At 71.1% G+C, this 13,762-nt stretch carries 13 protein-coding genes; 11 read left to right on the top strand and 2 right to left on the bottom strand.

The genetic code is table 11. The features are described 5' to 3' along the window. Positions 1 to 36: 36 nt before the first annotated feature. The 9 genes from OE229_RS11855 to OE229_RS11815 all read left to right on the top strand — a co-directional run bounded on the left by OE229_RS11855 (position 37) and on the right by OE229_RS11815 (position 10,595). A complete protein-coding gene (locus tag OE229_RS11855) occupies positions 37 to 786 on the top strand; it encodes an HAD family hydrolase (RefSeq protein ID WP_262138160.1) in 750 nt (249 codons plus the stop codon). After that, a complete protein-coding gene (locus tag OE229_RS11850) occupies positions 783 to 1,961 on the top strand; it encodes a tRNA (adenine-N1)-methyltransferase (protein ID WP_262138157.1) in 1,179 nt (392 codons plus the stop codon). Before OE229_RS11855 ends, OE229_RS11850 begins: the two co-directional genes overlap by 4 nt. 42 nt (positions 1,962 to 2,003) lie before the next feature. After that, a complete protein-coding gene (locus OE229_RS11845) occupies positions 2,004 to 2,924 on the top strand; it encodes an FKBP-type peptidyl-prolyl cis-trans isomerase (protein ID WP_182065045.1) in 921 nt (306 codons plus the stop codon). Between the two features lie 71 nt (positions 2,925 to 2,995). Continuing rightward, complete coding sequence (locus tag OE229_RS11840; RefSeq protein WP_182065044.1) at positions 2,996 to 4,048, top strand: helix-turn-helix transcriptional regulator; 1,053 nt, start codon at positions 2,996 to 2,998, stop codon at positions 4,046 to 4,048. Then, the gene (locus tag OE229_RS11835; RefSeq protein WP_182065043.1) at positions 4,041 to 5,012 is read left to right on the top strand and encodes a helix-turn-helix transcriptional regulator; all 972 of its coding nucleotides are present in this window, start codon (positions 4,041 to 4,043) and stop codon (positions 5,010 to 5,012) included. The genes OE229_RS11840 and OE229_RS11835 overlap by 8 nt, the downstream gene beginning before the upstream one ends. A gap of 330 nt (positions 5,013 to 5,342) precedes the next feature. After that, positions 5,343 to 6,095: a twin-arginine translocase subunit TatC gene (tatC, locus tag OE229_RS11830; RefSeq protein ID WP_182065077.1), complete on the top strand. Its 753-nt coding sequence runs from the start codon at positions 5,343 to 5,345 to the stop codon at positions 6,093 to 6,095. Continuing rightward, positions 6,092 to 8,530: a DEAD/DEAH box helicase gene (locus OE229_RS11825; protein ID WP_182065042.1), complete on the top strand. Its 2,439-nt coding sequence runs from the start codon at positions 6,092 to 6,094 to the stop codon at positions 8,528 to 8,530. The genes tatC and OE229_RS11825 overlap by 4 nt, the downstream gene beginning before the upstream one ends. An 11-nt stretch (positions 8,531 to 8,541) precedes the next feature. Then, entirely contained in the window at positions 8,542 to 10,134 is a 1,593-nt protein-coding gene (gene lnt / locus OE229_RS11820) for an apolipoprotein N-acyltransferase (RefSeq protein ID WP_262138154.1), read from the top strand. A 110-nt stretch (positions 10,135 to 10,244) separates the two neighbouring features. Next, the gene (locus tag OE229_RS11815) at positions 10,245 to 10,595 is read left to right on the top strand and encodes an RNA polymerase-binding protein RbpA (RefSeq protein WP_027465636.1); all 351 of its coding nucleotides are present in this window, start codon (positions 10,245 to 10,247) and stop codon (positions 10,593 to 10,595) included. Between the two features lie 84 nt (positions 10,596 to 10,679). Here OE229_RS11815 and OE229_RS11810 read toward each other — a convergent pair whose 3' ends face one another. Both OE229_RS11810 and OE229_RS11805 read right to left on the bottom strand, forming a co-directional pair. Next, positions 10,680 to 11,882: an SPFH domain-containing protein gene (locus tag OE229_RS11810; protein WP_182065041.1), complete on the bottom strand. Its 1,203-nt coding sequence runs from the start codon at positions 11,880 to 11,882 to the stop codon at positions 10,680 to 10,682. Continuing rightward, on the bottom strand, positions 11,879 to 12,352 hold the full coding sequence (locus OE229_RS11805; RefSeq protein ID WP_035808305.1) for an NfeD family protein: 474 nt from the start codon (positions 12,350 to 12,352) through the stop codon (positions 11,879 to 11,881). Before OE229_RS11805 ends, OE229_RS11810 begins: the two co-directional genes overlap by 4 nt. 154 nt (positions 12,353 to 12,506) lie before the next feature. Between OE229_RS11805 and OE229_RS11800 the strand changes: the two genes are divergently transcribed. Next, a complete protein-coding gene (locus OE229_RS11800) occupies positions 12,507 to 13,268 on the top strand; it encodes an SDR family oxidoreductase (RefSeq protein ID WP_262138152.1) in 762 nt (253 codons plus the stop codon). 10 nt (positions 13,269 to 13,278) lie between these two features. Continuing rightward, entirely contained in the window at positions 13,279 to 13,731 is a 453-nt protein-coding gene (locus OE229_RS11795) for an NUDIX hydrolase (protein WP_182065039.1), read from the top strand. Positions 13,732 to 13,762: the final 31 nt, after the last annotated feature.

Raw genomic sequence — 13,762 nt, 5'->3', positions numbered from 1 at the left:
GCGCCCAGCGGAACGGCCCCGGTAGACTCGACGCCCGTGACCGCGCATCCTCCTGCCCTCGTCCCGCCCGCAGCCGTGCTGTGGGACATGGACGGCACGATCATCGACACCGAGCCGATCTGGCAGCGGTCCCAGGTCGACCTGACGAGCCGCTACGGCGCCGAGTGGACCCACGAGGACGGCCTGTCCCTGGTGGGCAGCGGTCTCGAGCGCTCCGGTGAGCTCCTGCGCGCCAAGGGCGTCGACATGGAGGTCGAGGAGATCATCCAGTGGATGACCGACTACGTGATGGAGCACCTGCGCGCCGGCGAACTGCCGTGGCGGCCGGGTGCCCGTGAGCTCGTCGAGGAGCTCCACGCCCGCGGCATCCCGACCGCCCTGGTCACGATGTCCCGTCGCAAGATGGCGCTCGTCGCCGCTGAGGCCCTGGGCGAGCGTGGCTTCCGCGTCGTCGTCGCCGGCGACGACGTCGACCGCCCGAAGCCGTTCCCGGACGCGTACCTGTCCGCCGCCGCGCAGCTCGGCGTCGAGCCCACCGCGTGCGTCGCGATCGAGGACTCCGCCACCGGCGTCGCGTCGGCCGTCGCCTCCGGCGCCGTCACGGTCGCCGTCGAGCACATCGTCCCGCTCTCCGAGATCGCCGGCGGCGACGTGCACCTGACCACCCTGGCGGGCGTCGACGTCGACCGGCTGGTCGAGTTAACGACGCCGGCACTGGCCGCACGTGCTGGAGGCGCGGTGCCGGACCCGGCGCACGCTGCGGACACCGAAGGGGTCACCCGATGAGCCACGCCGACGACGCACGCGACGAGGCAGACGCGAGCCGCGCCTCCAGTCCGACCGCGGACCCGACCGCAGCGCTCCCGCACACCGCGGGTGGCGCCCCGCACACCCCGCCGCGCGGCCCGTTCCGGGCCGGCGACCGCGTCCAGCTGACCGGTCCGAAGGGCAAGCTCACGACGCTGTCGCTCGAGACCGCGGGGGAGTACCACACACACCGCGGCGTGCTCCGGCACGACGACGTCATCGGGCAGCCCGACGGCTCCGTCATCCGGGCGAGCACCGGTGACGAGTACCTGGCGCTCCGTCCGCTGCTCAACGACTACGTCATGTCGATGCCGCGTGGTGCCGCGATCGTCTACCCGAAGGACGCGGCGCAGATCGTGGCCTTCGCGGACGTCTTCCCGGGTGCCCGCGTGGTCGAGGCCGGCGTCGGCTCGGGGGCGCTGTCGCTGTTCCTGCTCCGCGCGATCGGCCCGACCGGGCAGCTGCAGTCGTTCGAGCGCCGCGAGGAGTTCGCCGCGATCGCGAAGGGCAACGTCGGCACCTTCCTCGGTGCCGTGCCGGACAACTGGTCGGTGACCGTCGGCGACCTCGTCGAGGAGCTGCCCGACGCCGTCGAGGAGCAGAGCGTCGACCGCGTCGTGCTCGACATGCTCGCGCCGTGGGAGTGCGTGGACGCCGCGGCCGACGCCCTCGTGCCCGGCGGACTCATCGTCTGCTACGTCGCGACCGTCACGCAGCTGTCCCGCACGGCCGAGGCCCTGCGCGACACCGGGCGCTTCACCGACCCGATGCCGAGCGAGACCCTGGTGCGCACCTGGCACGTCGAGGGCCTCGCCGTGCGCCCGGACCACCGCATGGTCGGGCACACCGGATTCCTCGTCACCGCGCGACGCCTGGCCGACGGGACGGTGCTGCCGAACCTGAAGCGCCGCGCGGGCAAGGCGGAGTTCTCGGACGAGGACGTCGAGGCCTGGACCCCCGGTGCCGTGGGCGAGCGGGCGACGAGCGACAAGAAGCTCCGCAAGGTGGCCCGGCAGTCTGCGGCGCAGGCGCGCAAGGTCGCGGCGGCCGAGGCGTCGTCGGCGGCGGATGGTGCTGCGGCGCCGTCCGAGCCCGCTGCGGCATCGTCGGATGCCGATGCGGTACCGTCCGGGGCCGTCGAGGACGACCGGTAGGCTGACGGCGTGCCCGTCCTGCATCGAACGGAAAGAGGGTCCGTGCGCACCATCCCCGCACTCCTGGTCACCATCGGTCTCGCGGTGTCCCTCACCGCCTGCGCGTCGAACGGTGCCGGCACCACGCCCTCGAGCTGTGCCGCTCCCGGCGCCGCGTCCGAAGCGGTGACCGCCACCGGCAAGTTCGGCTCGGAGCCGAAGGTCAGCGTGCCGAAGGGCCTGACCACCAAGGGCACCCAGGTGTCCGTGCTCGAGCAGGGCTCCGGTCGCACGATCGACGACGGCACGCCCGTCCTGGTCGAGTACACCCTGGTCGACGGCTCCACCGGCGAGGTCGCCCAGACGAGTGGCTACTCGGGCCAGACGGCGCCGATCACCGCCGGTGCGAGCAACTACGGAGCCCTCGGTGCCTCACTGCAGTGCGCCCGCGTCGGCGACCGCCTGGCGGTGGCCCTGCCGAAGAGCGCCCTGAGCAGCACCGACGGCACCGGTGGCAGCTCCTCGTCGGGGAAGACCGAGGACGCCGTGATCGCCGTCATCGACGTCAAGCGCGCGTTCGACGCCCGCGCCACGGGCACCCCGCAGCTCGCCGGCGACAAGATGCCGGCCGTGGTGCTCGCCCCGTCCGGTGCCCCCGGCATCACGATCCCGTCGTGGAGCGCCCCGAAGTCGAACGAGTCGCACCTGCTCCGCAAGGGCGACGGCCGCGAGCTCACCGCGAAGGACACCGCGGTCATCAAGTACACCGCCGTGACCTGGGGTGCCGACCCGTCCGTCGCCGGCTCCAGCTGGACCGACGGATCGGGCGCGCAGGCCATCCCGCTCACCAAGGGTCAGGTCGACGAGGGCGTCCGGACCGCCATCGTCGGGCACCACGTCGGCGATCAGGTCCTGGCCATCGTCAACCAGCAGGGGACCGCGTACGCGTACGTGATCGACGTCCTCGGGGCGATCTCGAACTGACCCGGTCCGACCGTCCACGGACCGCGGCGCGGGTGCACTCCGGTGCACCCGCGCTGCCGTAGGATCGGCTCGTGCCAGCGACCCGTGTGCCCCGTGTGCCCGCCGAGGAGCGGCTGTTCAGCCTCGTGCTCGCGCTGCTCTCGACGGAGTCCGGGCTGACCAAGGCCGAGATCCTGGCCAACGTGCAGGGGTACCGGCAGCGGTTCTCGAACGGTGGCGACAACGCCTCGCTCGAGCGCCAGTTCGAGCGCGACAAGGACGACGTCCGCGAGCTCGGCATCCCCCTCGAGACCATCGAGACGCCGGGTGCGGCGGGCAACAACCAGACGCTCCGGTACCGGATCCCGAAGGGCGAGTACGACCTGCCCGTCGACGTCCGCTTCACCCCGGACGAATCCGCGTTGCTCTCCCTGGCCGCGATGGCCTGGCGCGAAGGTGCGCTGTCCGCCGACTCCCGCCGTGGCCTGCTCAAGGTCCGCTCGGCCGGTGCCGAGGACGACGACGGCGCCCTGCAGCTCGGCGTCGACGCCTACGCCCCGCGGCTCCGCGCCCGGGACGCCTCGTTCGAGCCGCTCCGTTCCGCGCTCGACCGCGGTGCAGCCGTGCGCTTCGACTACATCACGCCGGGGCAGCACGACGCCCGTCGGCGCGAAGTGGCTCCACTCGCACTGGTGCAGCACGGCGGCCGGTGGATGCTCGCCGCCCACGAGTTCGCGACGGACTCGGACAAGAACTACCTACTGGCCCGCATCGTCGGACCCGTCACGCAGTACGAGGTCGGGCAGCACACCGCCCCTGTCGGCGCTGGGGAGCGCACCCTCGCCGAGCTCGAGCGGATCTGGGCCCAGCGCACCGCGCGCATCGCGGTGACGCCCGGTTCCGACGCCGAACGCCGACTGACCCGTCGCCGCGACACCGAGACCGATGCCGACGGCGCGCTCGTGCTGCACCACGTCGACCCGCAGATCCTCGCCGAGGAGCTCGCCGCGTTCGGGCCCGAGGTCCGGGTACTCGAGCCCGACGACCTGCGGTCACGGGTCGGGGAGCGCCTCCGTGCACTCGTGCGCGACCACACCGACGACGACCGTGCCGCAGCCCCCGGAGAGGACCCCGTTCGTGGCTGACGCCCAACCCCTGCAGGCGCAGGACAAGCTCGCGTTCCTGCTCGCCCTGGTGCCGTACCTGATCGACCGTGAGCGGGTCTCGGTGGCCGAGGCGGCTCGGCACTTCGGTGTGCCTGAGGCCCGCATCCGACGCGCCGTCGAACTCATCGCGGTGTCCGGGGTGCCCGGCGAGACGATGCAGTACCAGCACGGCGACCTGTTCGACATCGCGTGGGACGACTTCGACCAGAACGACATGATCGTGCTGACCAACCTCGTGGCGATCGACGACTCACCGCGTCTGTCGGCTCGTGAGGCGTCCGCGCTCATCGCCGGTCTGCAGTACCTGTCCGCGCTGCCCGAGGCCGCCGACCGTGACGCCATCCGCGCGCTCATGGCCAAGCTGTCCCGCGGCGCCGGGGGAGCGGCGTCGACCGTCGCCGTCGGGCAGGACCTGCACGACGTCGCCCTCGCCACCATCCGCCGGGCGATGTCCGACGGCCGCGGCCTGGTCTTCGAGTACGCCGGACCGCGCACCCAGGGCGGCACTCGACGGGTCGACCCGCTCCGGGTCGAGTCCATCGACACCGACTGGTACCTGCGCGCGTGGGACCTCGACCGGCAGGCGCTCCGGACGTTCCGGCTCGACCGCATGTCCGAGGCGCGCGTCGACGACCGCCCGGCCGAGAAGACGATCGATCAGGTCGTCATCCCGGACACACTGTTCCAGCAGGCCGCCGACGACGTCATCGTCACGGTGGAGCTCGACTCGACGTCGCTGCCCCTGGTCGCCGACTTCCTGTCCGACACCGCCGACGCGCCCGACGGGGAAGGTCGTGTGCGCATCCGGCTCGCGGCGTCGCACGGGTTCGACGGGGTGGTCCGTCTCGTCGCGGGATTGCCCGGTCGAGCCGTGGTGCTCGACCCGCCCGCCGCCCGTGAGGCCGTGCGCGACTTCGCGGCCGCGGCCCTCGCCGCGGGCTGACGTCTGCCGCTGGGGCACGTCCGAGCGCTGCACGTTCCGACCGGGTACGCCCGATCCCGCACGGTGGGCTTCGGGTACCTGGTCGTTCCGGGCGTACCTGGTGAGTTGATCCGACCAGGTACGCCCGATCCCGCCAGGGACGCCCGCTCACGCCCGCCCGCCCGCTCGCCACGCGCCAGCCGCCCGCCCACCCACACAGCCACCACACTCCCGCGCCGCCACCCGGCGGACTGTCGGTCCCGACCCCGTAAGATCGAGCACATGGCTTCGACGACCGCGCGCGGGCGAGCGAAGCGGCAGGGGCGCCAGAAGACCGACGCCGAAGGCCGCATGTCGCTCGGGCAGCACCTCATCGAGCTGCGCAACCGTCTCTTCCGCGCAGTCGTGGCGATCGTCGTCGGCGCGATCGGCGGCTGGTTCCTCACCCCGTGGGTGCTCGACGCGCTGCGCGCACCGGTGACCGAGCTGGCCAAGGTCGGTGGCCACACGGCCGAGCTGAACTTCCCGATGATCACCGGGGCGTTCGACCTCAAGCTGCAGATCGCGATCACCATCGGCGTCGTCATCGCGAGCCCGGTCTGGCTCTACCAGATCTGGGCGTTCATCGTGCCCGCGCTCGTCCGGCGCGAGCGGCAGTACGTCTGGGGCTTCCTCGGCACCGCGATCCCGCTGTTCTTCGCCGGGTGCTACTTCGGATGGTTCATCCTGCCGCACGTGGTCGGCATCCTCGGCAGCTTCGTGTCGAGCCAGGACACCTCGATCGTCGACGCGAAGGCGTACTACGACTTCGTCATCAAGCTGATCGTCGCGGTGGGCATCGCCTTCGTGCTGCCGGTGTTCCTCGTCCTGCTGAACTTCGTCGGGGTGCTCTCGGCCGCGGCCATCATCAAGAGCTGGCGCGTCGCGATCCTCTGCATCCTGGTCTTCTGCGCCATCGTCACGCCGAGCTCCGACGTCATCTCGATGTTCCTGCTCGCGGTCCCGATGTTGGTGCTGTACCTGGCTGCGTGCCTCGTGACGTGGATCCACGACCGTCGTCTCGCCAAGCGCCAGGCGAAGCTCGACGAGGAGTACGACCTGTGAGCAGCACGAGTGCGGCCGAGCGCTTCGCCGCGGCCAAGGTGCGCAACCGGTCGCGCAACCTCGAGCTCTTCCGGACCGACCTGCGGTTCGACCTCGACCCGTTCCAGTTCGCCGCGTGCGACTCGCTCGACCAGGGCCGCAGCGTCCTCGTCGCCGCCCCGACCGGAGCCGGCAAGACCATCGTCGCGGAGTTCGCCATCTGGCTCGCCATGCGCCAGCCGACGGCGAAGGTCTTCTACACGACGCCGATGAAGGCACTGAGCAACCAGAAGTACGCCGAGCTCGTCGACGTCTACGGCGAGTCCGAGGTCGGGCTGCTCACCGGCGACACGAACGTGAACCCCCGAGCCCGCGTCGTCGTGATGACGACCGAAGTGCTCCGGAACATGATCTACGCCGACTCGGACCTGCTCGACGACCTCGCATGGGTGGTCCTCGACGAGGTGCACTACCTCGCCGACCGGTTCCGCGGTGCCGTGTGGGAAGAGGTGATCCTGCACCTCCCGACCGAGGTCCGCCTGGTCTCGCTCAGCGCCACGGTGTCCAACGCCGAGGAGTTCGGCGACTGGCTGCAGACCGTCCGCGGCGACACGGACGTCATCGTCTCCGAGGATCGTCCGGTCCCGCTCGAGCAGCACGTCTTGGTCGGTTCGAAGATGGTCGACCTGTTCGACTCGAGCGGCGCCGCGGCGACGAACCGTGTGAACCCGGAACTGCTCCGCATGGTCGGCGGCGGTTCCCGGAGCGAGCGGAACGGCGGCGGCCACCGCGGCCGACGCGGTCGTGGCGGCTACCCCGAGCGCCGCGGGCCGCGCACCGAGAAGGCGCACCGCGAACAGATCGCGCACATGCTCGACGAGCGGATGCTCCTGCCCGCCATCTTCTTCGTGTTCAGCCGCAACGGCTGCGACCAGGGAGTCCGAAACGTCCTGCGCTCGGGCCTGTCCCTGACGACGGTGCAGGAGCGCAACGAGATCCGCGAGACGGCGGAGTACCACTGCCGCACGTTGCTCGACGAAGACCTGGCCGTCCTCGGCTACTGGGAGTGGCTCGAAGGGCTCGAGCGCGGAGTCGCGGCGCACCACGCGGGTCTGCTCCCCGCCTTCAAGGAGGTCGTCGAGAACCTCTTCCAGCGCAAACTGCTGAAGGTCGTGTTCGCCACCGAGACCCTGGCGCTCGGCGTGAACATGCCGGCGCGCACCGTCGTGCTCGAGAAGCTCGAGAAGTTCAACGGCGAAGCCCGTGTGCCGATCACCCCGGGGGAGTACACGCAGCTCACCGGTCGAGCCGGGCGCCGTGGCATCGACGTCGAGGGACACTCGGTCATCCAGTGGACCGACGGGCTCGACCCGCAGGCCGTCGCGTCGCTGGCCAGCCGTCGCACGTACCCGCTGAACTCGTCGTTCAAGCCGACCTACAACATGGCCGTCAACCTGATCGACCAGTTCGGTCGGCAGCGCACGCGCGAGGTCCTCGAGACGTCGTTCGCCCAGTTCCAGGCAGACCGGTCGGTGGTCGACCTCGCCCGCAAGGTCCGCTCGCAGCAGGAGTCGCTCGACGGCTACCGACAGGCGATGCAGTGCCACCTCGGCGACTTCACCGAGTACTCGGCCCTCCGCCGTGAACTCTCCGACCTCGAGCGCACCAACGTGCCCGGCGGCCGCGAGGCGTCGCACGGCGCGCGCCAGGAACGCCAAGCCGCGATCACGGCGGTCCGCCGCCAGCTGCAGCGCCACCCCTGCCACGCCTGCCCGGAACGCGAAGCCCACGCCCGCTGGTCCGAGCGGTGGTGGAAGCTCAAGCGCGCCAACGACAAACTCGTCCAGCAGATCCGGTCCCGCACGGGCGCCGTCGCGACGACGTTCGACCGTGTCACCGAGGTCCTGCTCGAACTCGGTTACCTGGTGGACGCCGGCGACGGCGAGGCCACGGTGGCAGCGGGCGGCCGTCGCCTCCAGCGCATCTACGGCGACCGCGACCTGCTCGTCGCCGAGTGCCTCGAGGCGGGGGTCTGGAAGGACCTCACCCCGGCACAGCTCGCCGCCATGGCAGCGACGATCATCTACCAGCCCCGACGCGAGGACGCGCCCGGTACCGAGCACGCCCTGCCCCGCGGTGCGTTCCGGCCCGCGCTCGACGAGACGCTGACCATCTGGTCGCGCCTCGACGACATCGAGCGTGCCGCACGTCTGGCCGGTTCACAGCCGCCGACCCCGGCGATGGCCGTCGGCATGTTCCGCTGGGCTTCGGGCTCGGCCCTCGACGACGTCCTCCGCACCCTCGACCTGCCGGCCGGCGACTTCGTGCGCTGGTCGAAGCAGGTCATCGACCTGCTCGACCAGATCCGGAACGCCGGCGACGACGAGCTCGCCCAGACCGCCCGACGGGCGACGGACGCGGTCCGCCGCGGCATCGTCGCCTACGCGACGGTCTGACGGGAGGCACGGTGCCGGTTCCGGAGACCAGTGTGCGCGGGCTGCCCGCGCGCGTCGGCCGCGGGGCGGTCGCGACCGGTCCGTTCGCCGCGTTGCCGCTGGGCACCGCGCTGCCGTTGGCCGTCGTCGGCGGGATCCTCTTCGCCCTCGCGTTCCCGTCGCCCGGGTGGTGGTTCCTCGCCTACCCGGCACTCGCCTGCATGCTGCTCGCGGTGATGGGGCAGCGAGCGCGGCGTGCGGCGTGGATCGGCTACCTCGCCGGCGCGGCCTTCTGGATCCCGGCCATCTCATGGGCCGGCCGCTACCTGGGCCCGGTCCCGTGGTTCGCACTCGCCCTGCTCGAAGCCGCGTTCTTCGCGCTCGGCAGCGTCGCCATCGCCCTGGCGTACCGCTGGGTCGCACGCGTGGTGCCCTCGACCGCCGGACGTGTGTGGGGCCTCCCGGCCGTCGTCGCCGCACTCTGGACCGGGCGCGAGTGGTTCTCGGGGAGCTGGCCGTACGGCGGCTTCGCGTGGGGTCGGGTCGGCCTGTCGCAGTCGCAGGGGCCGTTCACCCACCTGGCCGCGTACGTCGGCGTCCTCGGGCTGACGTTCATCGTCGTGTACTGCGTCGCGGTCGTGGTGTCGCTCGCGCTCGTGGTGCCCCGCGTGCCGGGTGCCAGGCTCCGGCTGCCCGTGCGGGTGGCGACGGCGGGTCTGCTCGTCGCGGCGGTCCTGGCCGTGCCGGCGTGGCCGACGGCGACGAGCGGCACGATCCGGGTCGAGTCGGTGCAGGGCAACGGCCCCGCGGGCTACTTCGACCGTGCGGAGCCCGGCGACGTCCTGGCAGCACAGGTCGCGGCGACGGACGTGGACGCGAAGGGTGTGGACCTGGTCGTCTGGCCCGAGGCAGGGGCGGAGTACGACCCGCGTCAGCAGCCGGTCATCGCCGCCGCGCTCGACTCGGTGGTCGACTCGCTCGACGCCCCGATCGTGGCGGGCGCCATCACGCAGACGCCGTCGGGGGTGCTGCACAACACGTCGTTCGTCTGGACCGCCGACGGCTGGCAGTCGTCCTACGACAAGAAGCGTCCGGTGCCGTTCGGCGAGTACGTGCCCGACCGCTGGTTCTTCTCGAAGCTCGCGCCGTCGCTGATCGGCCTGTTGCAGCGCGACTACACGCCGGGGACCAAGCCGAACGTGCTCTCCGTCGCGGGGATCCGGGCCGGCATCTCGATCTGCTTCGACATCGTCGACGACGGGCTCACCTCCGACATGGTGCGCGGGGGAGCGCAGGTGATCCTCGCGCAGACGAACAACGCCGACTTCTCGGGCACCGACGAGAACCTGCAGCAGCTCGAGATCGCTCGGATGCGGGCCATCGAGACCGGCCGGTCGCTCGTGAACATCTCGACCGTCGGAGCGTCGCAGGTCATCGACCCGGGCGGTCGCACGATCGACCGGGTGCCGGAGTACACCGCGACGTCGATGGTCACCGATGTGCCGCTCGGCACCTCCACCACCCCGGCGTCGATCCTGTCCGGCTCGATCACGCTCCTGCTCTCCCTCGGCGGCCTCCTCGTGCTCCTCGCCTGTGCGCCCTGGGGGCGACGCACCGGCTCCTGATCCGACTCGCCGCGCCCAGCCACTGGGAACGGACTGTGAATGCGCCGGTACGGGATTGATGGGGCGTGGGACAGTGTTGTGGAGGGCAGACGAGCGAGAGGAGCACACACATGGCTGATCGGAGTCTCCGCGGCATGCGGCTCGGGAGTCAGAGTCTCCAGAGCGAAGAGGGCGTCGAGCTCTCGGATCGCAAGCGCGCGGTCTACCAGACGGATTCGGGTGAGACGTTCGACATCGTCTTCTCTGCGGATGCGGACGTCCCCCAGACCTGGTCGGAGCCGCGCTCCGGCCGCGAGGGCCGGCTGCTCGGTGACGACGGGATCCCCGTCGAGGTCGCCGAAGAAGACGTGAAGGCACCCCGTACCCACTGGGACATGCTGCTCGAGCGCCGCTCGCGCGAGGAACTCGAGGAGCTCCTCGAAGAGCGCCTGCAGGTGCTCCGCGCACGACGCGGCGCCTGACACCACCGACCACACGACGACGCCCGCCCCGGTTCCCCGGGGCGGGCGTCGTCGTTCGTTCGTTCGTTCGTTCGTTCCGGAGCGTCAGCGCCGGCCGGAACCGTCGCTGGTCCGGTGACCGGAGGCGTCGTCGCCCGGCGTGGGCGGGGTGTCCTCGACCTGCTCGGCGGTCGCGTCGTCGGCCGCCGCGAGGTGTGCATCGACACTGCGGTTCGACTCGGCCAGGCGGGCGTCGAGGTCGGACTCGGGGACGATGTCCGCGGCGGTGGCGTCTGCACGCGGCATCGTGGTGTCCGCGGCTGCAGTGTTCGCCAGGCTCTCGTTCGCGAGCTTCGAGATGCGTGACAGGAAGTCCGTGCCGCCAGCACCGCCGGCGACCGGACCGGCGCCGCCACCACGGCTGGCACTGAAGCCCTTCGCGATGCCGGACAGGGCCTCGGTGAACTCGCTCGGGATCATCCAGAGCTTGTTCGAGGTGCCCTCGGCGATCTTCGGCAGGGTCTGCAGGTACTGGTAGGAGAGCAGCTTCTCGTCCGGGTCGCCGGTGTGGATGGCCTCGAACACGGTCGCGATGGCCTGTGCCTCACCCTCGGCGCGGAGCACCTGTGCCTTGGCGTCACCCTCGGCGGCCAGGATCGCGGCCTGCCGCTGTCCCTCGGCTTCGAGGATCTGGGACTGCTTGGTGCCCTCTGCCTGCAGGATCGCGGCACGTCGGCTGCGCTCGGCACGGAGCTGCTGCTCCATGGCGTCCTGGATGGACACAGGCGGCTCGATGGCCTTCAGCTCGACTCGGCCGACGCGGATGCCCCACTTGCCCGTGGCTTCGTCGAGGACGACGCGGAGCTGGCCGTTGATGTTGTCGCGGCTGGTCAGTGCCTCTTCGAGGTTCAGGCCACCCACGACGTTGCGGAGCGTGGTCGTGGTGAGCTGCTCGACGGCACCGAGGTAGTTCGCGATCTCGTACGTCGCGGCGCGGGCGTCGGTCACCTGGAAGTAGACGACGGTGTCGATCGAGACCACCAGGTTGTCCTCGGTGATCACGGGCTGCGGCGGGAACGAGACGACCTGCTCACGCATGTCGAGCAGCGGGCGCAGGCGGTCGATGAACGGGACGAGAAGGTTCAGGCCCGGGTTGAGGGTCTTGTGGTACTTGCCGAGTCGCTCGACGATCCCTGCGGTGGCCTGGGGGACGATGCGGATCGCCTTCGCCAGGACGACGATCACGAAGATGACGACGACGAGGATGAGCACGAGCAGTGCGATCGTCCCCGGGGAGATGCTGGTCACGAGGTGGCCCTTTCTGCGAGGCGCACGACCGCAGTCGACCCCTCGATCGACTCGACGACCACGGGGGTCCCGAGTGGCGGTGTGCGGTCGACGGAGTCCGCGGCGAACCGTGCACTCCAGGTCTCGCCGTTGGCCAGGCGCACCTGGCCGGGGCTGGAGGAGGTGAAGGCGACCGCGACCGTGCCGGGGAGCCCGATGAGCCCCTCGACGTTGGTGCGGTGCGGGTCGGCACCGCGGCCGAGTGCCACGAGCAGGCGCGGTCGGACGAGCGACAGCAGCACGAGTGCGGCGACCGCGGCGACGATGGCGGATAGCCACCACGGGGCGCCGAGCAACGCGGCGATCAGCCCGCCGGCGGCGCCCGCCGCGAGCATGATGAAGATGAAGTCGAGGGTGAAGATCTCGACCACGCCCAGGAGCAACACCAGGCCGATCCAGACGGTGCTCTGGATCCAATCGATTCCGTTCACGCGATCTCCCTCCCTCGGTCGCGCGCGGCGGCTCGCTGCGTCGCGACAGCCGGTACAACTCCGTTCAACATATCAGGGCCGTCCGACGGTCGTGCAGGCGATTGGTAGGCTCGGTGCGCCCGACCGGCCGCAACCAGACCTGGAGAACACGACTGTGAGCAACCCCCTCGCCCCCGGATCCCTCACCGACAAGCGCGCCGTCGTCACCGGTTCGTCCCGTGGCATCGGCGCCGACACCGTCGGGTACCTCGCCGAGGCCGATGCGAAGGTCGTCGTGAACTACCGCAACAAGGCCAAGCGTGCGGAGCAGATCGCCGAGAAGATCGTCGAGGCCGGCGGTTCCGCCCTGGCCGTCGGCGCCGACCTCACCGAGCACGACTCCGTGCAGGCCCTCGTCGACACCGTCGTCCGGGAATGGGGCGGCATCGACCTGCTCGTGCTCAACGCGTCGGGCGGCATGGAGTCCGGCGTCGGCGAGGACTACGCGCTCCGCCTGAACCGCGACGCGCAGGTCGACATGCTGCAGACCGCCGTGCCGCACATGCCCGCCGGGTCGCGCGTGGTGTTCGTCACGAGCCACCAGGCCCACTTCGTCGAGACCGCCGAGACGATGGACGAGTACGTCCCGGTCGCCAAGAGCAAGCGCGCCGGGGAACTCGCCCTCCGTGAGCTCATCCCGCAGCTCGAGGCCGCCGGCATCGAGTTCGTCGTCGTCTCCGGCGACATGATCGAAGGCACGATCACCGCGACGCTGCTGAACCGCCTGAACCCCGGCGCGATCGAGGGCCGTCGGCAGGAGGTCGGCAAGCTCTACAGCGTGTCCGAGTTCGCGGCCGAGATCGCCCTGGCCGCCGTCGAGCCGATCCCCGCCGACCACACCAAGCTGGTCGGCGACGTCAGCGGCTTCGTCGGCTAACGTCGGGCGGGTGACCGCCAAGCCCGGCCTGCGCCGCACCTCCCGCATCCTGCTGCTCGATCCCGAGGGCCGCGTGTTCCTGATGGACACGAAGTCGCCCTCGTCAGACGGTGCCCACCGCTGGATCACGCCGGGTGGCGGGGTCGACCCGGGGGAGTCCCACCGTGACGCCGCGATCCGCGAGCTGCGCGAGGAGACCGGGATCGTCATCGACGAACCCGGCGAACCGGTGTGGTCCTGGGACTTCACGGTCGAGTGGGACCTCGCCGACCACGACCGCGGGCACGCCGAGTTCTACGTCGTCCGCACGCCCGGCTTCGAGCTGTCCGACGCCGAGTGGACCGACGACGAGCGCGTCGACATCCTCGCCTCGCGGTGGTGGACCGCCGACGAACTCGAGGCGACCGCCGAGGACTTCGAACCCGCCGAGCTGCCGGACCTGGTGCGCCGACACGGTGCCTGAGCACCGCACCACGGCCTGACGGCCGATCCAG

The organism is Curtobacterium poinsettiae (assembly GCF_025677645.1).
Classification (GTDB): domain Bacteria; phylum Actinomycetota; class Actinomycetes; order Actinomycetales; family Microbacteriaceae; genus Curtobacterium; species Curtobacterium poinsettiae_A.
Note: the sequence above shows the minus strand (reverse complement) of the source record. Positions and strands in the feature narration are given on the sequence as shown.

Coding starts and splice junctions, on each gene's coding strand:
- OE229_RS11850 (WP_262138157.1), top strand. CDS start 783: ATGAGCCACGCCGACGACGCACGCGACGAGGCAGACGCGAGCCGCGCC.
- OE229_RS11815 (WP_027465636.1), top strand. CDS start 10,245: ATGGCTGATCGGAGTCTCCGCGGCATGCGGCTCGGGAGTCAGAGTCTC.
- tatC (WP_182065077.1), top strand. CDS start 5,343: ATGTCGCTCGGGCAGCACCTCATCGAGCTGCGCAACCGTCTCTTCCGC.